We start from the raw sequence: 23,615 nt of genomic DNA, 5'->3' as shown, positions 1-23,615 counted from the left end.
TCACCTCACAGAGTGCGCTCCAGTCGGTCCGCCATCAGCCGCACGAAGCGCGCCGGGTCCTTCGGCCGGCCGCCCTCCGCCAGCACGGCCAGCGAGTACAGCAGTTCGGCGGTGTCGGTGAGCTCCGAGCGGTCCTCGCGCTGCCCGTACGCCTCGTTGAGGCCCTTGACCAGCGCGTGATCCGGGTTGAGTTCGAGGATCCGCTTGGCGCGCGGCACCTCCTGACCCATGGCCCGGTACATGTTCTCCAGCGCCGGCGTGAGATCGTTCGCGTCGGCCACGAGGCACGCCGGGGACACCGTCAGACGCGTCGACAGACGCACCTCCTTGACGTCCTCCTCCAGGCGTTCCCGCATCCAGCCCAGCAGACCCGCGTACGCCTCGGCCTGCGCCTCCCGGTCGTCCTCGCTCCCCTCGTCCGCGCGGGCGTCGAGGTCGATCTCGCCCTTGGCGATCGACCGCAGCCGCTTGCCCTCGTACTCGCCCACGGCGTCGACCCACACCTCGTCGACGGGGTCGGTGAGCAGCAGCACCTCGAGGCCCCGCTCACGGAACGCCTCCATGTGCGGGGAGCTGTCGATGCTCTCGCGGGACTCGCCGGTGATGTAGTAGATGTCCTCCTGGCCCTCCTGCATCCGCTCCACGTACTGCGCCAGGGTGACCGTTCCGCCGTCCTCGCCCGTGCTCGTGAACGACGCCACCGCCAGCAGGGCGTCACGGTTGTCGGCGTCGGTGACCAGCCCCTCCTTCAGCACGGCGCCGAACTCCCGCCAGAACGTGGCGTACCGCTCGGCGTCGTCGGTCAGCATGCTCTTGACCGACGCCAGCACCTTCTTGGTCAGCCTGCGCTGCATCATCCGGATGTGCCGGTCCTGCTGGAGGATCTCGCGCGAGACGTTCAGCGAGAGGTCCTGCGCGTCGACCACACCCTTGACGAAGCGCAGGTACGACGGCAGCAGCGCCTCGCAGTCGTCCATGATGAAGACGCGCTTCACATACAGCTGCAGCCCGTGCCGGAAGTCCCGCTGGAACAGGTCGTGCGGGGCGTGCGACGGCAGGAACAGCAGGGCCTGGTACTCGAAGGTGCCCTCGGCCTGCAGCTGGATGGTCTCCAGCGGTTCGCGCCAGTCGTGGCCGATGTGCTTGTACAGCTCGTGGTACTCCTCCTCCGACACCTCGTCGCGGGAGCGCGCCCAGAGCGCCTTCATCGAGTTCAGCGTCTCCGGCTCGGCGGCCTCGCCGTCGTCGCCCTTCTCACCGACCAGCCGGATCGGCCAGGTGATGAAGTCCGAGTAGCGCTTGACGATCTCCTTGAGCTTCCACACCGAGGTGTAGTCGTGGAGCTGGTTGTCGGGGTCGGCCGGCTTGAGGTGCAGGGTGACCGAGGTGCCCTGAGGCGCGTCGTCGACCCTGTCCAGCGTGTACGTGCCCTCCCCGCGCGACGTCCAGCGGGTGCCCTGCTGCTCACCCGCGTGCCGGGTGAGCAGGGTGACCTCGTCCGCGACCATGAAGCCCGAGTAGAAACCGACGCCGAACTGGCCGATCAGACCCTCGGCACCGGCCGTGTCCTGGGCCTCCTTCAGCTCCCGCAGGAACTGGGCGGTGCCCGAGTTGGCGATCGTGCCGATGAGTTGGCCCACCTCGTCGTACGACATGCCGATGCCGTTGTCCCGCACGGTGAGCGTCCGGGCGTCCTTGTCGGTTTCCAGCTCGATGTGCAGGTCGGAGACGTCGGCGTCGAGCGTGTCGTCCCGCAGCACGGCCAGACGCAGCTTGTCGAGCGCGTCGGAGGCGTTGGAGACGAGCTCACGGAGGAAGACGTCCTTGTTCGAGTAGACCGAGTGGATCATCAGCTGGAGCAGCTGACGGGCCTCTACCTGGAACTCAAACGTTTCGGTCGGCATGGTTCGGGATTACCTCACTGGTCCATGAAGAGCCGGATGCTGACCGGCTCACTCTAATGAATATGAAAGAGCGTCACTCATTGGTGGCACCCTTCGGACGTGCGCGGACGGGTTCGCCGGCGACCGCGTCCAGGACGGGGCCGAGCTCACGGGAGACCGTCGTCAGGGCGCGGACGCTCCGCTCGGCGCGGGCGATGAGGATCGCTCCTTCGAGAGAGCCGATCATGAGCGTGGCGAGAGGTTCGCAGCGGCCCGCGGGAACGCCCATGTCCGCCAGGGCCCGGGCCACCGCTCCGGTCCACTCGGCGAAGGCGGCGGACGCGGCCCCGCGCGTCGACTCGGCGGACGCGGCGCGGTCCACCGTCGCGGCGGCCACCGGGCAGCCACCGCCGAAGCCGTGCCGCTCGTACTCCTCGGTCCACTGGCGGACCATCCGGTCGAACAGACCGCCGGGCGTCGGCTCGGGCAGCGCGGCCATGAAGCGGGCCACGCGGCCGGCGGCGTACCGGCCCGCCCAGCCCACCGCCTCGTCGACGAGCTGTTCCTTGCCGCCCGGGAAGTAGTGCTGGAGCGACCCGCGCGGCGCCTGCGCGTGCACGGCCACGTCGCGCATCCCCGTGGAACCCACGCCGTCGCGCCGGATCAGCTGGGCCGCACTGAAGACCATCCGCTCCCGGGGCCCCCGTCCGGACACCGTCATCCCGGCCTCCCGTCCGCGTGACTGCTGTCACCCTCACCCTATGACCGCCGTCATGACGGCCGCTACTATGACAGCCGTCATAGGTGTGGGGGTGCGCCGCGCACCCGGAAACGGTGGTGCGTCGTGCACGTGGGCTTCATCGGACTCGGAGTCATGGGCCGGCCCATGGCGCTCAACCTCGCCCGCGCCGGAACACCCCTCGTCGTCTGGAACCGCACCCCCGACCGGTGCGCACCCCTGCGGGAAGCCGGCGCCGAGGTGGCCGGCAGCGCCGCCGAGGTCTTCGACCGGGCCGGCACCGTGATCCTGATGCCGGCCGACGAGGCCGCCGTCGACGCGATCCTCGGCCGCGGCACCCCCGACTTCGCCGCCCGTGTCGCAGGGCGCACCGTCGTCCACATGGGCACCGTGTCGCCGGAGTACTCGGCCGCCCTGGAGGAGGCGGTCCGCGCCGCGGGCGGTGCCTACGCGGAAGCCCCGGTGTCCGGTTCCCGGATCCCCGCCGAGCAGGGACAGCTGGTCGCGATGCTGGCGGGCGACGACTCCGTCGTGGCGGACGTACGGCCGCTGCTCGCCCCGATGTGCCGCGAGACGTTCGACTGCGGCCCGGTCCCGGGCGCCCTGCTGATGAAACTCGCCGTGAACCTGTTCCTGATCACGCAGGTCACCGGGCTCACCGAGGCGTTCCACTTCGCCGACCGGCACGGGCTCGACCGCCGCCGTTTCCTCGACGTCCTGGACGCCGGTCCCCTGGCCAGCGCCGTCTCGCGCATGAAGGCGCCCAAACTGCTCTCGCGCGACTTCACGGTCCAGGCCGCGGCCGACGACGTGCTGAAGAACAACCGACTGATCGCAAAGGCCGCCCGCAAGGCGGGCACGGCCTCGCCGCTCCTCGACGTCTGCCACGCCCTCTTCGAGGAGACGGTGGCGGACGGCCACGGAGGCGAGGACATGGTGGCCGTACTGCGCGCCCTGGAGACCAGGACCGACGGCGCACGCGCGGCGCAGCGGGAGTGACCTCCGGCTCCGATTGCCCTCACCGCATTCTGGGCACCCGGAATGTGCCGTCTTACCGCCGGTGGCCCCGGGCCCCGGCGGTCCGGCACAGGACGAGGGCAAGGGGACCAACGGTGACGGAGCGTATCGGAGCAGAGGAAGAGTTCCATGTCGTGGACGTGGAGAGCGGACGGCTCGTGCCACGTGCCGGCACGCTGCTCGACAGGCTCGGCGGACCGGGCTTCAGCCGTGAACTGCAGCAGTCGGCCGTCGAGAGCAACAGCCGTGTCCACGACACGCTGGAGGCCCTCTTCGCGGACCTGTCCAACACCCGGCGCCGGCTGGACGCGGCCGCCTCCTCGCTCGGCCTGGCCGTCGTGGCCGCCGGCACCGTTCCGCTGGCCCGCGTCACCTCCCACGAGGTCACCGAGGACCCCCGCTTCCGGCGCATGGCCGACGACTACCGCCGGGTCGCCGACGAACAGCTCATCTGCAGCGCCCAGGTGCACGTCGACGTACCCGACCGGGACACCGCGGTACGCGCCATGTGCCTGCTCTCGCCCTGGCTGCCGCCCCTGCTGGCCCTGACGGCCAGTTCCCCGTTCTGGCTCGGAGCCGACACCGGGTACGCGAGCTGGCGCACCATGCTCTGGCAGCGGTGGCCGACCGCGGGCCCGGCCGGCTGCTACCGGAGCGCCGCCGAGTACGACGCCGCCATGGCGGAGCTGATCGGTTCGGGCGTCATCAGTGACACCGGGATGCTCTACCACGACGTACGGCCGTCGGCCCACCAGCGCACGCTCGAACTGCGCATCTGTGACGCCTGCCCGCGCACCGAGACCGTGGTGCTGGTCGCCGGACTCTTCAGGGCGCTGGTGCGCGACGCCCTCGACCGTCTGCGGCGCGGGGCGGAGCCCGGGTGCGACGGACATCACGAGTGGCTGCGCGCCGCCACCTGGCGCGCCGCGCGCTCGGGCCTCGAGGGCCGGCTCGTCGACCCGGCCACCCGCCGTGGCGCCCCGGCCCCCATCGTGCTGCGCGGCATGCTGCACCGGCTGCGCCCCGCCCTGGAGGCGTACGGCGACTTCACCACCGCGCGCACGCTCCTCGAAGAGGCCCTCGCCACGGGCAGCGCCGCACACCGGCTGCGCCGGGCCGCACGGGACGAGGACCTGCTCGCCGGCATCGACATGCTGGCCTCCGAGACCCGCGGCGACCGCCTCGCCCCCACCGCCACCCGACGCCGTCACCGGCGTCCGGCAGGCCCGCCCGGTGCGGGCCGCCCCCGGGCCCACGTCCACTCGGCCACGACGCCGGGCACGCCCGGCTGATCCGGACCGTCCACCGGTCCTCCGGTCTCGTGCGCAATTCCCGGACCACCCCTGACCAAGGAGAGTGTCGCACCACCATGTCCAGTCGTACGCATGCCTCCCCGCCCCCGTCCCAGGCCCCGGACCACCACGCGGACCCGAGGGAAAGGAGGGCCCACTGATGTGCGGTCTCAGCGGAGAGGTCCGTTTCGACGGCGGGCAGCCGGACATCGCGGCCGTGGAACGCATGACCGACCGGCTCGCACCGCGAGGCCCCGACGGACGCGGGCTGTGGTCCCAGGGGCCGGTGGCCCTCGGACACCGCAGACTGAAGATCATCGACCTGTCCGACAGCGGCGCCCAGCCGATGACCGACCCCCGCGCCCGTCTCGCCGGAGTCTTCAACGGCTGCGTCTACAACTACCGCGAACTGCGCGACGAACTGCACGCCCTCGGTCACCGCTTCTTCTCGCAGTCCGACACCGAGGTCGTGCTCAAGGCGTACCAGCAGTGGGGCACCGACTGCGTCGAGCGCTTCCTCGGCATGTTCGCCTTCGTGATCGTCGAACAGGACACCGGGCGTGTGGTCCTGGCCCGGGACCGGCTCGGCATCAAGCCGCTCTACCTCTCCGGCACCACCGAACGACTGAGGTTCGCCTCCTCCCTTCCCGCGCTGCTCGCGGCCGGTGGTGTCGACACCTCACTGGACCCCGTCGCCCTGCACCAGTACTTCAGCTGGCACGCCACCGTCGCCGCACCCCGCACCCTCCTCCACGGCGTGCGCAAGCTGCCCCCGGCCACGGTGCGGGTCGTCCAGCCCGACGGCAGCCACCGCGACCGCCTCTACTGGTACCCCGACCACACCCGCCGCCCCGAGTACGCCGGCCTCGGCCCCGACGACTGGACGGACGCCGTCCTGGAAGCCCTGCGCACCGCCGTACGCCGCCGCATGGTCGCCGACGTGCCGGTCGGGGTGCTGCTCTCGGGCGGCCTGGACTCCAGCCTGATCGTGGCGCTGCTGGCCGACGAAGGGCAGCCGGACCTGGCCACCTTCAGCGTCGGCTTCGAGTCCGAGGGCGACGAGGAGGGCGACGAGTTCCACTACTCCGACCTCGTGGCCCGGCACTTCGACACCCGCCACCACCAGCTGATGGTCCCCTCCGACCGGGTCGCCGGCGCCCTCGACGGCGCGGTCGGCGCCATGAGTGAGCCCATGATGAGCCACGACGTGGTGGCCTTCCACCTGCTGTCGGAGCAGGTGGCCAAGGAGGTCAAGGTTGTGCAGAGCGGCCAGGGAGCCGACGAGGTGTTCGCCGGCTACCACTGGTACCCGCAGATGGCGGACGTGCCGCGGCCGCAGGCCGCCGAGGCCTACATCGACACCTACTCCGACCGCTCGCACGCCGACCTCGCGTCGATGCTCCAGCCCGGGTTCCTCCCCGCCGAGGACACCTCCGCCGGGTTCGTCCGCGCGCACATGGCGGCCGAGGGCGCCGAGACGGCACTCGACGCCGACCTCCGCCTCGACACGCTCGTGATGATGGTCGACGACCCCGTCAAACGGGTCGACAACATGACGATGGACTGGGGCCTGGAGGCCCGGGTGCCGTTCCTCGACCACGCACTGGTCGAACTGGCCGCCGCCTGCCCGCCCGAGCTGAAGCTCGCCGACGGCGGCAAGGGCGTCCTCAAGGCCGCCGCCCGCCGGGTCCTGCCCCGCCAGGTCGTCGACCGGCCCAAGGGCTACTTCCCCGTCCCCGCGATCAAGCACATGGCCGGGCCCGTCCTCCAGCGCGTCCACGAGACCCTCACCGCCCCCGAGGCCAGGGCCCGCGGCGTCTTCCGCGAGGACTACGTCGCCGCACTGCTCGACGCACCCAACGCGCACCGCACCAGGCGAGGAGCGAACACCCTGTGGCAGATGGCGCTGCTGGAGACATGGCTGCAGACGCACGGGATCCGCTGACCGGCATGGAGACCCGCACCGACGCCGCCACACGGGAGCTGCCCTCCCCGGAGCCGCTGCCGCTCGGCGACACCGCCACGCCGTACGACGTGCCGCCCCCGGCCGTCCACGGCTGCTGGTACCCGTCGGCGGACCCCGGCGGCCGGTACGTCGCCTTCATCTGCGACCGGGCCGGAGTGCCGCAGCTGTGGACCGGCCCCGTCGACGGCGAGGAGGTGCGCCGGCTCGACGCCGACCCCGATCCGGTCACGGAGGTGTCCTGGTCCCCCGACGGACGGTGGATCGCCTACACGGTGGCTCCGGACGGCGGAGAACTCACCCGCGTGCTGTGCGTACGCCCCGACGGCACCGGGCGGCACCTGCTGGCCGGCGGCGAACCCGGTACCTCCGCTCGCCTGGGGTGCTGGCGGCACGACGGCTCGGCCATCGCGGTGACCGTCACCGATTCCGCCCCCGCCGGGCTCCCGTTCGCCGCGCACCCCGGGGCGGCGGGCGCCTCCCCGCCCGTCCGGGCACACCGGGACGGCCGGGGCGTGCTGCTGGAGCCCGGCGCACCTCGGCACGAGCCCGCGTGGGCCACCGACGGGGACCGGACGGTGTCCGCGGAGGAGCCGGAGCCGCGTGCCCTCTCCGCGTATCTCGTCGACCCCGACGGCGCGGCCGCGCCCGTGCTGCTGGCGAGCGAACGCGGGGCGGCCAACCAGCGGGTGTGCGACCTCAGCCGGGACGGCAGGCTCGCCCTGGTGTACCGGGGCCCCCGTGGCCGCAGGGAGGCGCTCGTGCTGCGCACCGGCGACCGGACGGTCACCTGCGCGCTGCCGGTCGCCGACGGCGACCCGTGGATCGGCGGTTTCTCGCCGGACGCCGGCACCGTGTGGCTGCGCAGCGACGGCGGCCGGGAGCACGCCGCCCTCGTCGCCGCCCACCTCGACCCGCGGGGACATCTGCTCGGCACCACGGTCGCCGCCCAGCGCCCCGACTGCGGCCTGGAGCTGCTGTCCCTGGGACGGGACGGGCGGCGCGCGGTACTGGCCTGGAACGTGCGCGGGGTCAGCGAACTGGAGACCGCCGGGCTGACCGCCGCCCGGTCCGACGGCGGGCCGGCCGGCATCGGGACGTCCCGGCCCGCCTCCGCCGGTGTCGCACGCACCGTCGACCTGCCCCACGAAGTGGTCACGCGCATCGCCCCGACCGCCGACCCCGACGCCCCCGTCGTCGCCCTGTCCGGATCACGGCGCCACCCCGGCGTGTGGTGGCTGCCGTACGGACAGCCCCTGCGCACCCCCTGGTCCTCGCGCGACGAGGACGCCCTCCCGGCGGGCCGCACACCGGTACGGCCGATGCCCATGAGCCCCGTGGCCCGCGACGGACTCACCCTCGGCGGCTGGTACTACCGGGCACCCGGCCGCTCGCCCGGCGAACCGGCACCGTGCGTCCTGCACCTGCACGGCGGTCCGGAGGAACAGGAACGCCCGGTGCTCGAACCGCTCTACCTGGAACTCCTCGGCAGGGGACTGGACGTGTTCGCGCCCGACGTCCGCGGATCGTCCGGGCACGGGCGCACCTTCGTCGACGCGGACCTGGGCAGGGGCCGCTTCGACGCGATCAACGACGTCGCGGACTGTGCCGCGCACGTGATGGTGCGGGGCCTCGCGGACCCCCGCCGGATGGCCGTGATGGGCCGCTCCTACGGCGGCTATCTGGTGATGGCGTCGCTGGTGTGGCACCCGGATCTGTTCCGCACCGGTGTCGCGGTGTGCGGCATGTCGGACTTCGCCACCTTCTTCGCCGGGACCGAGCCCTGGATCGCTCAGTCCGCCGCCCACAAGTACGGGCATCCGGAGCACGACCGGGAACTGCTGCGGGCGCTGTCGCCGATGAGCCGCGTCGACGCACTGCGGGCCCCGATCCTCGCCGTGCACGGCGAGCACGACACCAACGTCCCCCCGGGCGAGTCCGAACAGTTCGTCCGGGCCGCCAGGGAACGCGGGCTGGAGGCCCAACTCCTGCTGCTGCGCCACGAGGGCCACGACTTCCGCCGCGCCGACAACCGCCGTCTGTTCCGCCGGACCGCCGCCGACTGGATGGAGCGGCACCTGGCCGGCTGAGATGTCGGAGGTACCTGTCACACTTCAGTGGCGTGCGGGGGAGCGATGCGGGTAGTCGCGCGGTGTGATCGGTGAGTGAAGGCGGACCGGATGGAACCAGGACCTGTCGGCGAAGGGGATGCGGTGCCAGGCGCACCCGGGCGGCGGGCGTCCTACGCCCTGGACGACGACGGTGCCTGGATCGCGCAGGCACGCCACCTCGCGGCCGCGTTCCTGGGCCGGCTGCGGGCGGAGGATGGCCTGCCGGTGTCGACGCGCGCCGTCGAGGTCACCCAGCTCGTGGTGAGCGAACTGGTCACCAACGCCCGGAAGTACGCGCCGGGTCCTGTCGGGCTGGACCTGCGGCTGGCCGACGACGCCGTCGAGGTCGTCGTCCACGACGGCAACCCCGCGGCGCCGGTGCCCCGGGACGCGGACCCCGGCCGGGTCGGCCAGCACGGACTCGAGATCGTGATGGCCGTCGCCCAGGCCCTGGACGTACGGCAGGAACCGGCCGGGAAGAGCATCACGGCCCGCATCTCCCTCTTCACCTGAGTCCGACCGGCCCACCGTCGTCACCGGCCGCCCGGCCGCTGCAGCGGCTGTTCCGTCCGGACGACCTTGCCGTTCGCCGTGTACCGCGTCCCCCAGCGGTCGGCGGCTCCCGGCGGATGACGTGGACGGCGCGCCGCCACAGCTCCGGCCGCCAGGTGGCCTCGGGCGGGCGGACCCGCTCGGGTGCGGTCCACGCCTGGCAGGTCCGGGGCCGGGTGCGCGCGGTGACCTCGACGCGGTGGACGCGCAGCAACGGGCGGGCGAGCAGGCCGGCACGTTCCCCGGCGCCCTCGTCGCCCACCCGCACCCTCCCGGGCAGCAGGGACATCAGCAGGGAGGGGTGGTCGCAGTGCCAGGCCCGCGTGTCGCTCAGCATGCGGGCAGGTTGGCCGGGCCGCCGTCCGCCGGTGCGGGCGTGGCCGGAACAATGGGGTGCGCGGCGGGGTTCTCACTGGGGAACGTCGCAGGACACCTGGGAGAAGGGCGGGACGAGATGACGAGGACCGAGGAGAGGGCGCTGCTCGCGGGCGGCTGTTTCTGGGGCATGCAGGAGCTCATCCGCACGTTCCCGGGCGTGCTGACGACGCGGGTCGGGTACAGCGGCGGTGACGTGCCCGACGCCACCTACCGCAACCACGGCACCCACGCCGAGTCGATCGAGATCACCTACGACCCGGCCGTCACCGACTACCGCACCATCCTGGAGTACTTCTTCCAGATCCACGACCCGACCACGAAGAACCGGCAGGGCAACGACATCGGCATGAGCTACCGCTCCGCCATCTTCTACCTCGACGACGAGCAGAAGCGTGTCGCGGAGGACACGATCGCCGATGTCAACGCGTCGGGGCTGTGGCCGGGCGAGGTGGTGACCGAGGTCGCGCCGGCCGGGCCCTTCTGGGAGGCGGAGCCGGAGCACCAGGACTACCTCCAGCGCTACCCGGACGGCTACACCTGCCACTTCGTCCGCCCCGGCTGGCGGCTGCCGAAGCGCGCGGAGGCCTGACCACCGCTCGAGCAGGTGGGAGCCCGGTCACCGGCCGCCCCCGCGCGGGGGCGGCCGGCCCGGGGTCACCCGAACTGGCCGGGCCGGTAGTCGCCGGCTGGCTGTTGATTGATGACGTTGATGCGGTTGTAGGCGTTGATCACGGCGATCAGGGAGATCAGGGCGACGAGCTGCTCCTCGTCGTAGTGCTGGGCGGCGTCGGCCCAGGCCTCGTCGTCGACACCGCCGGCCGCGTCGGCGATCCGGGTTCCCTGTTCCGTCAGCTCCAGCGCCGCACGCTCCGCCTCGGTGAAGACCGTGGCCTCGCGCCAGGCGGCGATCAGATTGAGGCGGACCGGGGTCTCCCCGGCGGCCGTGGCGTCCTTGGTGTGCATGTCGGTGCAGAAGCCGCACCCGTTGATCTGGCTGGCACGGATCTTGACCAGTTCCTGGGTGGCGTGCGGCAGCCCGGAATCCGTCACCGCCTTGCCCGCCGAGTTGATGTGGCGCAGAACCTTGGCGGCGAGGGGGTTGCCGAAGAAGTCGACACGCGCGTTCATGATGTTCTCCTTGGTCAGCTTCGCGGATACACCCCACTGACGGACCGGCCCCGCCATGTGTGACCGCAACGCGGATGTGGCCTGCGTCACTTGGCGGGACCGTGCGGTGCAGCGCATCGTTCGCCGGACGCCTTCCGGCCGATAACCTGGCCCGATGGACGGGGAGCGGAGCGTCGGTGAGTGAGCGTCGGGAACGCGACTGGACGGACATGACGCCCGGGGACTTCGACTGCGAGGCCCCGCTGTGCCTCAACGTGGGCACCGGCCCGGTCGTGGTGCCGGCCGAGCCGGACGAGTACGGCACCGAGCCGCTGTTCGGCGAGGAGACCCCGGCCCGCGGCCCGGTCCCGCGCCGCGCCCCGCGCCGGACCGCCCCTGCCGAACAGGGGCAGCTGTTCTGAGTCCGGCGCGGGACGCCGTCACCCTCAGGGGAAGTGGACGACCTTGGACGGGATGGTGTCCGTGCCCGACGTCGGGGCTCCCGTGTCATTGATGACGTGGCGGTACTGCCCCTTGCCGCCGAGGGAGATCACCTGCAGGTGCCGCATCCGGATGCCGGGCTTCACCGGCACCTGGAATCCGTGGTGCTGCACGATGGTGTCGTCGGACGTGTAGTTGCAGTAGCTGCCCAGCGCCCACGCCTCGTGCTCGTTCACCGAGTCGGCGACCTTGTAGGCCGCGTACCCGACGATGCCGTCATGGGTGATGGCCGCCTCGTTCGGGGCGTCGTAGGCCTTCTCGTTCTGGAAGAAGATCGTGCGTCCGCGTTCGCCGCTCCAGACCACGTCGTACTTGTTGAAGTGCTCGACGAACAGGCCCGTGGTGAGGACGTCGTCGCCGTTGACGCGCAGCCCGTAGTCGGCGCGGTTGGTCTCCCAGCCGACGCCCTCGCCGTGGTCGGCACGCCAGATCCAGGTGTGGTCGATCAGCACGTCGTCGCTGTTGACCACGACGGAGTCGGTGGCCAGACCGGGACCCGCGCCGCCGATGCGGACGAACACGTCCTGCACCGTGGTGGGGTTGGCGGAGTGATCGGCCGACGATCGCGCCGGGCCGATGCGCAGCAGCGTGTCGGATCTGACCGGCCCCGCGTCGATGAGGAAACCGGCGAGCCGGACACCGTCGACGTCCGCCACGTGCATGGCGTCGATCCCGCCCTGCGGAACGATCGTCGCCAGACCGAGGCCGAGTACCACCGTGTCGGCACGGTCGACCTCGATCGTCTCGTCGATGCGGTGGACCCCCGGCGTGAACAGCAGGTTGAGGCCCTGGTCGAGGGCGGCGTTGATGGTCGCGGCCGTGGCACCCGGCTTGACCACGTAGAACCGGTCGAGGGGCAGCGAGGTACCGCCCGCGTTGGCCGGCCAGGAGACACCGCGCGCGTCGGTGCGCTTGGCGGGCACGAACACCCTGTACTCGTCGCCGTCGAGGTACAGGAACGGCTTCTCGCGGGAGATCGGCGTGGTGTCGAACGTCGTGTACGGGCCGGTCTCGAAGTTGCTCGCCGGAGCTCCCTGGACGGGGGTGTCTCGGCCGCGGCGGCCGGTGTCTTCGCGGCGGGCAGGGTGAGGAGGGCCGCCGTGGCGACGATGCCGCGCCGAGGGCTCTGCGTCTCGGACGACCGAATTGTTCGCTGCTTCTCATGCGTCAGCCTTCTCCTGGTGCGATGTGGGGACGCGGGGCGGGCCCGCGTGCGCGCAGGCGGAACCGTCCGCGCGGCGGGTGGTGCGGTGACGCGGCTCTTCCTGTGGATGAGGGCCTGCCGGAGGAGCAACACGCCTGCATCGCTGCTTAGTTCAGGCTTTGATTTAAGTGGTGAGACATTTGGCGGGCAAGCCCTCCGACGTGAATTGCTGAAACCGGCGCCCGGTCGGCGGCGGCGCCCGGTGCCGAACCCGCATGCCTTGACTCCCCGGCCGTGGGTACGCGGGCGGGGCGGTCGGATGGGGCGGGGGACCGGGAGGGAGTACGGACGTGGGTGCTGCGGGCGGGGAGTTCACCCCATCGGGCCGCGCCTGCTGCGCGGGCGTTCTCACCGTGAGACGGTGGCGATGCTCGATGCCCTTTTCTAGCCCTTTGCCCCCATTGGGTCGCCCGCAGTCGGCAATCGAACGCACGGCCACCCCGTCCGTGGCCGGTCTGAAGCGGAGGAGAGTCACCCCCCATGAGCGAGGCCAATCCCGTCAAGCGGGCAGCCAAGAAGATCACCGAAAGCCTGCAGGGCGACCCCTCGGCCCCGGCCGACGGGATTCCCGGCCGTCCGGGCCCTCAGCCGCCCACCGTGGCCGAGCCGACCGAGCCCCGTGAGCCGCTGCCGCCCAAGCCGGACCAGAGCGGCCCGGACACCGTGTCGCCCACCGGGCAGCCGACCGGTGCCGACCAGGCGCGGATGGCCCAGTCCGGGAGCCGTCTGACCACCGCGCAGGGCACACGGCTGTACGACACCGACCACTCGCTCAAGGCGGGCCCGCGCGGCCCCGTCCTGCTCCAGGACCACCATCTGCGCGAGAAGGTCATGCACTTCGACCACGAGCGCATCCCGGAGCGTGTGGTCCACGCCCGCGGCGCGGGCGCGCACGGTGTCTTCCGCAGCTACGGCACGGCGGCCTCCGTGACCAAGGCCGGCTTCCTCGCCCCGGACGTCGAGACACCGGTGTTCGTACGGTTCTCCACCGTGGTCGGCTCACGCGGCTCCGCCGACACCGTACGCGACACGCGCGGCTTCGCGACGAAGTTCTACACCAGCGAGGGCGTCTTCGACCTGGTCGGCAACAACATCCCGGTCTTCTTCATCCAGGACGCCATCAAGTTCCCCGACGTCGTGCACGCCGCGAAGCCGCACCCGGACCGGGAGATCCCGCAGGCGCAGAGCGCCCACGACACCTTCTGGGACTTCGTCTCGCTGCACACCGAGGCGACCCACCACACGATCTTCTTCATGGGGGACCGCGGCATCCCCCGCTCCTACCGGATGATGGAGGGCTTCGGCGTCCACACCTTCCGCCTCGTGAACGCCGAGGGCGGCACGACGCTGGTGAAGTTCCACTGGAAGCCCAAGCTGGGCGTGCACTCCCTGGTGTGGGACGAGGCGCAGCTCATCAACGGCAACGACCCGGACTTCCACCGCCGGGACCTGGCGGACGCCATCGAGTCGGGTGCGTACCCGCAGTGGGAACTGGGCATCCAGACCTTCCCCGACACCCCGGACCAGACCTTCGAGGGCATCGACCTGCTGGACCCGACGAACATCGTGCCCGAGGAGCTCGCGCCGGTGCAGCCGATCGGGCTGATGACCCTCGACCGGAACCCGTCCAACTTCTTCGCCGAGACCGAACAGGTCGCCTTCCACGTCGGCCACCTCGTGCCCGGCATCGACATCACCGACGACCCGCTGCTCGCGGGCCGGCTCTTCTCGTACCTGGACACCCAGATCACCCGCCTCGGCGGCCCCAACTTCCCGCAGCTGCCCATCAACCGCCCGCACGCGCCGGTCAACGACATGCTGCGCGACGGCATGCACCAGACCGCCGTGCACCGGGGCGTGGCACCGTACCGGCCCAATTCCCTCGACGGGGGCTGCCCGTTCACGGCGGGAGCGGACGCCGGCGCGTTCGTCGAGACACCGGTGCGGATTCCGGAGGCGTCGAAGGTGCGCGAGGCGCCGGAGTCGTTCGCCGACCACTTCAGCCAGCCTCGCCGCTTCTGGCTGAGCATGAGCCCGGTGGAGCGCGAGCACATCATCGGCGCCTACACCTTCGAACTGGGCAAGTGCTACGAGGAGGCCATCAGGAAACGGACCCTCCAGGTCCTGGCCAACATCGACCCCGAGCTGTGCGCCGGCGTCGCGGAAGGGCTCGGACTGCCGGCACCGGAGCCCACCGTGCCGCTCGCCGACGTCGAACCGAGCCCGGCGCTCTCCCAGGTCGGGGGGACCTGGCCGGTGGACGGCCGCGTCATCGGTGTCCTCACGGCCCCGGACGGCGACCTCGACGCGGTGCACGCGGTACGGGACGCGGTGCTGGAAGCCGGCATGGTCCCCCTGATCGTCGCACCGACCGGCGGCATCCTCGGCACGGGCGCGGGCGCGCTGACCGCCCAGCGCAGCTATGTGACCGCGCGCTCCGTCGAGTTCGACGCCGTCCTGCTCGCGGGCCCGCCGGCGGTGGGCGGTGACGCTCCCGGTGCGCGCGACGGCAAGGGCGCGCCCTCGGCCTCGCGGCCGGCGACGGACCCGCGGGTGGACCAACTGCTGACGGAGGCCTTCCGGCACGGCAAGGCGATCGGCGCGTGGGCGGGCGGGGAGACGGCCCTGGACGCGGCGGGCGTCGCCACCGACGCCCCGGGCATCGTCGTCGCCGACTCCGGCACGGCAGTCCTCGAACAGGTCCGCGAGCTCCTGACCTCCCACCGAGTCTGGAACCGCTTCACCCCCCAAGCATGATGACCGGAGCGCGGGAGCGGTGGGGCCGCTGCCGCGCTCCGCCGCTGCCGCGTCCGCGGGCAGTCGTGCCGCTGGGGCGGCACGGGTGGGCGCGACGGCACCCCGCAAGCGCCGGGCTGCGCAACCCCGGCCGCCGCACCCGCACCGCAGGCTCGGACACCCCCTGACCTGCACCCCCGTACGGCGCCGCGCCGCACCCCCACCGCGCCGTACAGTGAAGAGGAACGCCGGGTTCCGCCCGAAGCCCGCCGGCGGGCACCACGCCCCGCCCCCTCCCGAAGCAGCCGGTCAGGACATGCGCCACCACCCTTCCTCGTCCCCCACCCCGCAGGAGCCGCTCTTCGGCCTCGACGAGCTGTCGCAGCCGCCGACGGCGGACGCGCCACCCCCTTCCGCCACCCCCTTCCGCGACTCCCCGGACGCCCGCCGCCTCCTCGCGATCCACGAGATCCACGCCGAGCCCGCCGCCGCCGTCTCCCCCCGCGGCCGGCAGATCCTCGCCCGCTTCCCCGACGCCCGGCTGATCGAGGTCGACTCCCACTGGCGCATCCCCGAGCTGCACGGCAACGAGGGCAGCGCCGACCGCTGGATGCGGATCAAGCGCGAGACCCTCGTCCTGGGTGTGAAGAAGACCCTCACCACCCGTCCCAACGGCCGCTCCGCCGACTGGATCGCCCCCGGCCCGTCCAACGGCTGCGCCCTGTCCTGCGTGTACTGCTACGTGCCCCGGCGCAAGGGCTTCGCCAACCCCATCACCCTCTTCACCAACATCGACGCCATCATCGGACACCTCGCCCGCCACGTAGCCGCGCAGGGGCCCAAACCGGAACCCAACCAGTGCGACCCCGAGGCATGGGTGTACGACATCGGGGAGAACGGCGACTGCTCCGTGGACGCCCTCGTCTGCGACAACACCGCCGATCTGGTCCGCGCCTTCCGCGACTGGCCCACCGCGAAGGCGTCGTTCGCCACCAAGTTCGTCAACCCCGACCTGCTGGCGCTCGACCCGCGCGGCCGCACCCGCATCCGGTTCTCGGTGATGCCGCCCGACGACTCCCGCCTGCTCGACCTGCGCACCAGCCCGGTCGACCGGCGCATCGCCGCCGCCGCCGACTTCCTTGACGCCGGGTACGAGGTGCACTTCAACCTCTCGCCCGTCGTCGTCCGCACCGGCTGGCAGGACGCCTGGACCGAACTGCTGCGGCACATGGACGACGTGCTGCCGGAGCGCGTCAAGCGGCAGGCGCGGGCCGAAGTGATCATGCTCACCCACAACGCGGACCTGCACGAGGTCAACCTGCGCTGGCATCCGCGCGGCGAGGACGTGCTGTGGCGGCCCGACGCGCAGGAGACCAAGCGCTCCCAGAACGGCGCCCTCAACCTCCGCTACCGGGCCGGTGTCAAGCGGCGTGCTCTCGAGGAGCTGCGGGAACTGCTCGCCCGCCACGCACCGTGGCTGGGTGTGCGGTACGCCTTCTGACGGGCCGACAGATGTTTTCCGCCTTGCCGCAGGTCACCCCCTGATAACGGGAATTTAGGGTAGGCTAACCTTGCCTCGTGATTCCTGGTGAAGAGGCTGTCCCGGGCCCGCGCGGCCACGACCTGTCGGCCGCCGGCGTGACCGTGGCGTACGACGGCACGGACGTCGTGCACGACGCGGCGCTGGCCCTGCGGCCCGGCGAAGTGACCGCCCTGGTCGGCCCGAACGGCAGCGGCAAGTCGACCCTGCTGCGCACGGTCGCCCGGCTGCAGCGGCCGCGGCACGCGACGCTCACGATCGATGCCGGCACCGACGCGCTGGCGCTCAGCCCACGGGAGTTCTCCCGCCGCGTCGCCCTCCTGCTGCAGGGACGCCCCACGCCCAGCGGACTCAGCGTGCGGGACGTCGTCGAGTTCGGCCGCTACCCGCACCGCGGCCGATGGGGCGGCACGGACCCCGGCGGACGCGCCGCCGTCGACCGCGCTCTCGCCCTGACCGGCGTCACCGAACTCGCCGACCGCGGAGCCGAACACCTCTCGGGCGGACAGCTCCAGCGCGTCTGGCTCGCCGGCTGCCTCGCGCAGGAGACCGGCGTCCTCCTCCTCGACGAACCCACCACCTACCTCGACCTGCGCTACCAGGTCGAACTCCTCGACCTCATGCGTGACCTGGCCGACGACCACGGCATCGCCGTCGGCGTCGTCCTGCACGACCTCGACCAGGCGGCGGCCGTCGCCGACCGGATCGTGCTCCTGGCGGCGGGACGCGTCGTCACCGAGGGCCCGCCCGGCGAGGTCCTCACACCGGAGCGGCTGACCGAGGTCTACGGCATCCGCATCGAGGTCGACACCGACCCCCTCACCGGCCGGCTGCGCACCCGCGCGATGGGCCGCCACCACACGCGAACCGAAAGGCTCAGCACGCCCTCATGAGACGCCTCCCGCTCACCGCGCCCCTGGTCACCGCCGCCGCACTCCTGCTGGCCGCCTGCGGCACCACCGAACCCGCCGCCGACGACGCCAAGGCGTCCGCCGAGGCGATCACCCTCACCGACGCCTCCGGCACGAAGGTCGAACTCGACGGCCCCGCCAAGAAGGTGGTCGGGACCGAGTGGAACGTCGTCGAGCATCTGATCTCGCTCGGTGTCGACCCGGTCGGCGTGGCCGACGTCAAGGGCTACAAGACCTGGGACTCCGCCGTCCCGCTCAAGAACGAGCCCAAGGACATCGGCACCCGCGGCGAGCCCAGCATGGACACCATCGCCTCGCTCAAGCCCGACCTCATCGTCGCCACCACCGACCTCCAGCCGAACGCCGTCAAGCAGTTGCGCAAGGTCGCCCCCGTCCTCGAGGTGAAGTCCGCCGACGCCGCCGACCCGGTCGACCGCATGCTGGAGAACCTCGACCTCATCGCCGAGGCCACCGGCACCACCGAGCGCGCGGCGACCCTGAAGAAGGACTTCGACGCCAAGCTCGCCGAGGGCAGGAAGGCCCTCGCCGACGCCGGTCTGGACGGCGCGGAGATCGCCTTCGCCGACGGCTACGTCAACGCCAACCAGGTCTCCGTCCGCCCCTACACCTCCGGTTCCCTCATCGGCGGGGTCAACGAGCGGCTCGGACTGAAGAACGCCTGGAAGCTGAAGGGTGACGAGGCCTACGGCCTGGCCGCCACCGACGTCGAAGGGCTCACCGACCTCGGGAAGGTGCAGTTCGTTTACATCGGCAACGACGACGACGCGAGCAGCAACCCCTTCGGCAAGGAGCTCGCCGACAACTCCGTATGGAAGTCGCTGCCGTTCGTGAAGTCCGATGACGTGCACCGGCTGGACGACGGCATCTGGATGTTCGGCGGCACCGGCTCGATGGAGGCGTACACCGACACCCTCGTCGCCGCGCTGACGAAGTAGCGCGATGACCGTCACCGCCACCCCTCCCACCCCCCGTCCGGCGACGGTGTCGTCCCGGACGGGCGCGGCCGCGGTGACGACCGCGCTGGTGCTCCTGGTCACGGCCCTCGCCGTCGTCGACATCACCCAGGGCACGGCCGCGGTCGGCCCGGCCGAGGTCCTCAAGGCCCTCACCGGCCGGGCCGACGCGGACGACGCGTCCGTCGTCATCGCCTCACGGCTGCCCCGGATGACCGCCGGACTCCTCGTCGGCGCGGCCCTCGGCATGGCCGGCACGGCCTTGCAGGCCGTCAGCCGCAACGTCCTGGCCTCCCCGGACACCCTCGCCGTCAACGCGGGGTCGTACCTCGCCCTCGGCGTCGCCGCCGTGAGCGGTGTGTCCCTCCCGCTCCTCGCCTCCTCGGGCATCGCCTTCGCCGGCGGACTCGCGGCGGCGGCCGTCGTCCTCGGCCTGTCGGGGCTCGGCGCGGGCACCGTACGCCTGGTGCTCGCCGGTACCGCGCTCGCCCTCGGACTCACCGCCGTCACCGAAGGGCTGCTCCTGCTGTTCCCCCAGGAGACCGAAGGCCTCTACCAGTGGAACCAGGGCAGCATCGGCCAGAATGGCTTCGACGGTGTCCTGCGGATACTGCCCGTCGCCGTCATCGGCCTCGTCGGTCTGCTGCTGATCGCCCGCCGGGTGGACACCCTCTCCCTCGGCGACGACGCGGCCCGCGGACTCGGCGTCCCGGTACGGTCCACCCGGGTCATGGCCGTCGTCCTCGCGACGCTGCTCTCCGCGGCCGCCGTCACCCTCGCCGGACCGATCGGCTTCGTCGGCCTGTGCGCCCCGGCCCTCGTCCGTCCGCTCGCCCGCTGGTTCCGGGGCGTCACCCGGCTGCGGACGGGAGCACCGCTCGTGGGCCTGGTCGGCGCCGCACTGGTCCTCGGGGCCGACGTCCTGCTGCGGCTGTTCGTCGACTCCGACACCGCGGTGGCCGTCCCCACCGGTGTGGTCACCAGCCTCACCGGCGCGGTGTTCCTCGTCGTGATGGCGGCCCGGCTCCGCGACACCGCCGGCGCAGCCGCGCCCGACAAACTGCGCATCCGCAGCAGGACCGTCTTCCTCATCACCGTCACCGTGCTCTCCCTCGCCCTGATCGGCATCACCGTCGCCGCAGTCCTTCTGGGCGACAGCAAGCTGCTGCTGGGCGACGTGCTCAACTGGGCGCAGGGCAGGGCGGGCCGTACCGTCTCCTTCGTCCTGGACACCCGCACGCCCCGGGTGTTCGCCGCCCTCCTCGCCGGCGCGGCGCTCGCGCTGGCCGGAACCCTGGTGCAGGCCGTCACCCGCAACCCGTTGGCCGAACCCGCCGTACTGGGCGTCTCCGGCGGCGGCGCGCTCGGCGCGGTGATCCTCGTGACCACCGTCCCGGCCGCCGCCGCGTGGAGCGTCGCCGGAGCCGCCTTCGCGGGCTCAGCGGTCACCGCCGTCGTGGTGTTCGGACTCGCCGCGCGCGGGGGCTTCCAGCAGAACCGGCTGGTCCTCGTCGGCATCGGGGCCGCCACCGGTACGACGGCCCTGATCAGCCTGCTGATCGTGCTCACCGACCCGTTCAACGCCACCAAGGCCCTCACCTGGCTGTCGGGCTCCACCTACGGCCGGACCCTGCCCGACGTGCTGCCCCTCGCAGCGGTCCTCGCCGCCGGCCTCGTGCTGGCCGCCGTACGCCACAAGGAACTCGACCTGGTCTCCCTGGACGAGGACACCCCCCGGCTGCTCGGACTCGATCCGACGCGGGGCAGGCTGGGCTTCCTCGTCCTGAGCGTGCTGCTCACCGCCACCGCCGTGTCCGCCGCGGGCACCATCGGCTTCGTCGGCCTGGTCGCGCCGCACGCGGCCCGCGCCCTGGTCGGACGCCGGCACACCCGTGTCCTCCCGGTCGCCGTCCTCCTGGGCGCCGTACTGGTGTGCACCGCGGATCTGCTGGGCCGCACCGTGATCGCACCGGCCCAGCTGGGCGCGGGCCTCATGACGGCCGTGATCGGCACGCCGTACTTCCTGTACGTACTGGTGCGCAACCGCCGCTAGAAGGTGTCCGCAGCCGAGGTGGGCGGTCACCCGGCGAGGCCGTCGCACACCTCGGCGACCAGCCGTTCGGCGTCGTCGAGCGCGGCGCCGAGCGCCTCGGGAGACGTATCGGGCACGGAGAACAGCGCGTGAGCCCGCTCGGCGAAGTCCTTGGGAGCCGCGGGGAGTTGCCCCGCGGCCCGCACGGCACCCTTCTCGTTGAGCACCCAGCACCCGGCATGGCCATGGAGAGCGTGCACGAGAAGCCCGACCGCGCGGAAGAGGCAGCCGGCGACATAGAAGGAGTCTCCCCGGGACGCTCCCTTGCGTGCGCAGCCCAGGACGAACGGTGCCTCCCATCGCGCGTTGCCGATGAGCGCGTCGCGCAACGGCTCCGGATAATGCCGCGTACGCTCCCGCAGGGCCCGGAGCTCGCCGCCGGGATCGGCGAGGACACGTCCCAGGGCCACCTCACCGGCGTAGGCGTGGGAGTACACCCCCAGAGGGTGGCCGGGCTGGGTGCCGATCTCGAAGCGCCCGGCCCGGCACTCCTGCCAGACGCGGTGCACACGGTCCAGGTCGCGGTAGATCCAGTCGACGTGACGGCCGTCGACGGTCAGCCACCCGCCGCCGTCCACCCACGGCCCCCAGCCACCCGGCTCGGTCACCTCCACCGGCCCGCCGGTCAGCTCGGCCGCCAGCAGACGCAGAGCCGTGGTGTCCAGCGGCGGCCGGTAGTACAGGCCCAGGTCGTAGTCGGAATCGGGGCCGTGTGTACCGCGCGCCCGGCTGCCTCCCAGACACACCCCGACCACGCCGCCGACCTCCACCAGCCGATCCGCGATCTCCGCCAAGCGATCCACGGGCCACAGTCTGCAGCGGCGGGCCACCGGCCGCGACCGTATTACCCTCGGTGAACGCTTCGCTCAGCCGAAGGCCTTGACGGCCTGGTAGTACGTCCACGCGGTGCTGTTGCAGGCGGTCTTCGTCGCCCCGCCGTAGCGGCCGCAGACGCGTTTGAGGTCTTCGTAAAAGGCGCTGTCGAGCCGGGCCTTGTTGGCGCTGAAAATGCCCGCGGCCTTGTAGTTGCGGTAGCCGAAGTCATGGCGGGCGCAGGCGGTCGAGAACGGGAAACCGAACGGGTTGTCGGGGGAGGAGGAACAGTAGTCGGTGGACCAGTTGAACTCGTAGGCGGACCAGGCCGATTGGTTGGCCCGGGCCGCGGCCCAGAGGTTGTGGCTCGACGAGCTGGTCTGCGTCCAGCTCGCCAGGACCTGGGGCTTGTCGGCGGGTACGGCGTCGGCGGCGGTGGCGGTGCCCAGGACGCTGACGAGGGCCAGGGCCGGGGCGGCGAGTGCGGTGGCGAGTCTTCGGTGCATCCCACACCTCCACGAGACTGCGGCCCGACCACCGGGCCGCAGGTTCATGACAAGTACTTGCCCGCCGGGACGGGTGGTTTACACCGCAACGACCGCGCTTGCCCGGCCCGGGGGCCGCAAAGCCGCTGGTTAAGGGATGAAATCCTTTTCAGGCGCAAGGTAGGGTGGAGTCCCACACGGTGAAAGGTGCATACGCAGGTGGTGACGATCCATGACGTGGCGCGAGCCGCGGGAGTATCCCCGGCCACGGTCTCGCGCGTCTTCAACGGCGGCAATGTCACACCGGCACGCGCCCAGTCCGTTCAGGAGGCGGCCGCGGCGCTCGGCTTCGCGCCCAACCGGGTCGCCCGGTCGCTGCGCAAGCAGCGCTCCAGTGTGATCGCCCTGATCATCCCGGACATCGAGAACCCGTTCTTCACCTCCCTCGCCCGGGGTGTCGAGGACGCCGCTCAGCGCACCAGCCTCTCGGTCGTCCTGTGCAACTCCGACGAGGACACCGACAAGGAGCGGCGCTACCTCGAGGTCGCCCTCGGTGAGCAGATGGCCGGCGTGATCGTGGCGGCGGCCTCCCGGGAGGAGACGGACCTCGGACCGCTCACCGCCCGGAAGGTGCCCGTGGTCGCGGTCGACCGGCGGCCCCGCGACGCCGAGGTGGACGCCGTCAGGGTGGACGACCGGCACGGCGGCGAGGTGGCCACGCGCCATCTGCTCGACGCCGGCTACCGCAGGATCGCCTGCATCACCGGCCCCGCCGGCGCCTCCACCTCCGAGGAGCGGCTGGCGGGCTACCGCGCCGCCCTGGACTCCGCCCCCGGTGACGAGGTCGCGTCCGGCGAGGCGTACGTCCGGCACGCCGACTTCCGCGTCGACGGCGGCCGCAGCGCGATGCGCGAACTGCTGGCCCTGCCCGAACCGCCGGACGCGGTGTTCGTCGCCAACAACCTCATGACCATCGGTGTCATGGACGCGCTCGGAGAGGTCGGCCGTACGCCGCCGGACGTCGGAGTCCTGTCCTTCGGCGACGTCCCCTGGGCCTCCCTGGTCCGGCCGTCCCTGACCGCCGTCGAACTGCCCTCCTACGAACTCGGGCGCACCGCCGCCGAACTGCTCCTCCAGCGCATGGAGGGCAACAACACTCCCCCGCTCCAGACGGTGGTGCTGCGCACCACCCTGCAGATCCGGGAGAGCACGGCCGGCCCGCGCGGAGCCTGACCCCTGCACGAACGGCGCCGCCCCGGTCCTTGACCGTGGGGGTGCACTGTGTGTCAGGGATCCCTCCGCGCCGGCAGATTGGAC

The 23,615-nt window shown here is 72.1% G+C and carries 18 protein-coding genes and 2 pseudogenes; 13 read left to right on the top strand and 7 right to left on the bottom strand.

Annotated elements, in window-relative coordinates; all coding sequences use genetic code 11:
• Positions 1-5: 5 nt before the first annotated feature.
• Together htpG and ACZ44S_RS27845 are read right to left on the bottom strand one after the other, a co-directional pair.
• On the bottom strand, positions 6-1,904 hold the full coding sequence (htpG, locus tag ACZ44S_RS27850; RefSeq protein WP_466933672.1) for a molecular chaperone HtpG: 1,899 nt from the start codon (positions 1,902-1,904) through the stop codon (positions 6-8).
• Between the two features lie 73 nt (positions 1,905-1,977).
• On the bottom strand, positions 1,978-2,604 hold the full coding sequence (locus ACZ44S_RS27845; RefSeq protein WP_466933670.1) for a TetR/AcrR family transcriptional regulator: 627 nt from the start codon (positions 2,602-2,604) through the stop codon (positions 1,978-1,980).
• A gap of 123 nt (positions 2,605-2,727) precedes the next feature.
• Here ACZ44S_RS27845 and ACZ44S_RS27840 point away from each other — a divergent pair, with 123 nt between their 5' ends.
• From ACZ44S_RS27840 to ACZ44S_RS27820, 5 genes are all read left to right on the top strand, one after another.
• On the top strand, positions 2,728-3,621 hold the full coding sequence (locus ACZ44S_RS27840; RefSeq protein WP_466933669.1) for an NAD(P)-dependent oxidoreductase: 894 nt from the start codon (positions 2,728-2,730) through the stop codon (positions 3,619-3,621).
• 113 nt (positions 3,622-3,734) lie between these two features.
• Entirely contained in the window at positions 3,735-4,931 is a 1,197-nt protein-coding gene (locus tag ACZ44S_RS27835; RefSeq protein WP_466933667.1) for a carboxylate-amine ligase, read from the top strand.
• A gap of 160 nt (positions 4,932-5,091) precedes the next feature.
• Positions 5,092-6,876: an N-acetylglutaminylglutamine amidotransferase gene (locus ACZ44S_RS27830; RefSeq protein ID WP_466933666.1), complete on the top strand. Its 1,785-nt coding sequence runs from the start codon at positions 5,092-5,094 to the stop codon at positions 6,874-6,876.
• A gap of 5 nt (positions 6,877-6,881) precedes the next feature.
• Positions 6,882-8,984 (top strand): S9 family peptidase, encoded by a 2,103-nt coding sequence (locus ACZ44S_RS27825; protein WP_466933758.1) that lies wholly within the window; start codon positions 6,882-6,884, stop codon positions 8,982-8,984.
• A 90-nt stretch (positions 8,985-9,074) separates the two neighbouring features.
• Positions 9,075-9,518: an ATP-binding protein gene (locus ACZ44S_RS27820; protein WP_466933664.1), complete on the top strand. Its 444-nt coding sequence runs from the start codon at positions 9,075-9,077 to the stop codon at positions 9,516-9,518.
• An 88-nt stretch (positions 9,519-9,606) separates the two neighbouring features.
• On the opposite strand, the pseudogene ACZ44S_RS27815 reads toward ACZ44S_RS27820, so the two are convergent.
• Positions 9,607-9,885 (bottom strand): annotated as a pseudogene (locus tag ACZ44S_RS27815) (aminoglycoside phosphotransferase family protein); the annotation flags it as partial.
• 126 nt (positions 9,886-10,011) lie between these two features.
• On the opposite strand from ACZ44S_RS27815, the gene msrA reads away from it, so the two are divergent.
• The gene (gene msrA, locus ACZ44S_RS27810; protein WP_190162587.1) at positions 10,012-10,524 is read left to right on the top strand and encodes a peptide-methionine (S)-S-oxide reductase MsrA; all 513 of its coding nucleotides are present in this window, start codon (positions 10,012-10,014) and stop codon (positions 10,522-10,524) included.
• Positions 10,525-10,589: 65 nt separating this feature from the next.
• Here the strand turns inward: msrA and ACZ44S_RS27805 are convergent, their stop codons facing one another.
• Complete coding sequence (locus ACZ44S_RS27805) at positions 10,590-11,063, bottom strand: carboxymuconolactone decarboxylase family protein (protein WP_466933660.1); 474 nt, start codon at positions 11,061-11,063, stop codon at positions 10,590-10,592.
• 176 nt (positions 11,064-11,239) lie between these two features.
• Between ACZ44S_RS27805 and ACZ44S_RS27800 the strand changes: the two genes are divergently transcribed.
• Positions 11,240-11,464 (top strand): hypothetical protein, encoded by a 225-nt coding sequence (locus ACZ44S_RS27800; protein WP_466933658.1) that lies wholly within the window; start codon positions 11,240-11,242, stop codon positions 11,462-11,464.
• A 24-nt stretch (positions 11,465-11,488) separates the two neighbouring features.
• On the opposite strand, the pseudogene ACZ44S_RS27795 reads toward ACZ44S_RS27800, so the two are convergent.
• A pseudogene (locus ACZ44S_RS27795) lies at positions 11,489-12,589 on the bottom strand (discoidin domain-containing protein); the annotation flags it as partial.
• A 638-nt stretch (positions 12,590-13,227) separates the two neighbouring features.
• On the opposite strand from ACZ44S_RS27795, the gene ACZ44S_RS27790 reads away from it, so the two are divergent.
• From ACZ44S_RS27790 to ACZ44S_RS27770, 5 genes are all read left to right on the top strand, one after another.
• The gene (locus ACZ44S_RS27790; protein ID WP_466933656.1) at positions 13,228-15,504 is read left to right on the top strand and encodes a catalase; all 2,277 of its coding nucleotides are present in this window, start codon (positions 13,228-13,230) and stop codon (positions 15,502-15,504) included.
• Positions 15,505-15,799: 295 nt separating this feature from the next.
• Positions 15,800-16,984 (top strand): spore photoproduct lyase family protein, encoded by a 1,185-nt coding sequence (locus ACZ44S_RS27785; protein WP_466933654.1) that lies wholly within the window; start codon positions 15,800-15,802, stop codon positions 16,982-16,984.
• Between the two features lie 77 nt (positions 16,985-17,061).
• Positions 17,062-17,916, top strand: coding sequence for an ABC transporter ATP-binding protein (locus tag ACZ44S_RS27780; protein WP_466933652.1), 855 nt, complete (start codon positions 17,062-17,064; stop codon positions 17,914-17,916).
• Positions 17,913-18,890: an ABC transporter substrate-binding protein gene (locus ACZ44S_RS27775; RefSeq protein ID WP_466933650.1), complete on the top strand. Its 978-nt coding sequence runs from the start codon at positions 17,913-17,915 to the stop codon at positions 18,888-18,890. Before ACZ44S_RS27780 ends, ACZ44S_RS27775 begins: the two co-directional genes overlap by 4 nt.
• A 4-nt stretch (positions 18,891-18,894) precedes the next feature.
• A complete protein-coding gene (locus ACZ44S_RS27770; RefSeq protein ID WP_466933648.1) occupies positions 18,895-20,961 on the top strand; it encodes an iron ABC transporter permease in 2,067 nt (688 codons plus the stop codon).
• Between the two features lie 26 nt (positions 20,962-20,987).
• Here the strand turns inward: ACZ44S_RS27770 and ACZ44S_RS27765 are convergent, their stop codons facing one another.
• Together ACZ44S_RS27765 and ACZ44S_RS27760 are read right to left on the bottom strand one after the other, a co-directional pair.
• Positions 20,988-21,803 (bottom strand): nucleotidyltransferase domain-containing protein, encoded by an 816-nt coding sequence (locus ACZ44S_RS27765; protein WP_466933647.1) that lies wholly within the window; start codon positions 21,801-21,803, stop codon positions 20,988-20,990.
• 63 nt (positions 21,804-21,866) lie between these two features.
• Positions 21,867-22,319 (bottom strand): phospholipase, encoded by a 453-nt coding sequence (locus ACZ44S_RS27760; RefSeq protein ID WP_466933645.1) that lies wholly within the window; start codon positions 22,317-22,319, stop codon positions 21,867-21,869.
• 201 nt (positions 22,320-22,520) lie between these two features.
• On the opposite strand from ACZ44S_RS27760, the gene ACZ44S_RS27755 reads away from it, so the two are divergent.
• Positions 22,521-23,531, top strand: a complete 1,011-nt coding sequence (locus tag ACZ44S_RS27755) for a LacI family DNA-binding transcriptional regulator (protein WP_466933643.1) — start codon at positions 22,521-22,523, stop codon at positions 23,529-23,531.
• Positions 23,532-23,615 lie beyond the last annotated feature (84 nt).

The organism is Streptomyces malachitofuscus (genome assembly GCF_055571035.1).
The sequence above is the reverse complement of the archived record's forward strand: the minus strand, read 5'-3'. Positions and strand labels throughout refer to the sequence as shown.